This window comes from Pseudomonas yangonensis (genome assembly GCF_009932725.1).
Taxonomy (GTDB): Bacteria; Pseudomonadota; Gammaproteobacteria; order Pseudomonadales; family Pseudomonadaceae; genus Aquipseudomonas; species Aquipseudomonas yangonensis.
Genome location: NZ_BLJU01000197.1, coordinates 1 through 267, shown reverse-complemented (window position 1 = coordinate 267; position 267 = coordinate 1). Strand labels below are relative to the sequence as shown.

Below are 267 nucleotides of genomic sequence, written 5' to 3'. Positions count from 1 at the left end.
TCCAACGACCATTACGTTACTCCGGGTAACGGCGATGACAGCGGTGATGCCAGTTATCATAAATGGCTACCTGCCGGTTCGTTAAAATATGCAATGACCGATGCCTGGAATATCTATCTGGCAGCCGGGCGAGGTTTTGAAACGCCGACGATTAATGAGCTGTCTTATCGTGCTGATGGGCAAAGCGGTATGAACTTAGGTTTAAAACCATCCACCAACGATACAATTGAGATCGGCAGTAAAACGCGTATTGGTGATGGGCTGCTT

At 47.9% G+C, this 267-nt stretch carries 1 protein-coding gene; it reads left to right on the top strand.

The window, feature by feature from the left end:
* A partial coding sequence (locus GYB81_RS24055) for a TonB-dependent receptor domain-containing protein (protein WP_161898025.1) occupies window positions 1-267 on the top strand: 267 nt, incomplete at both ends.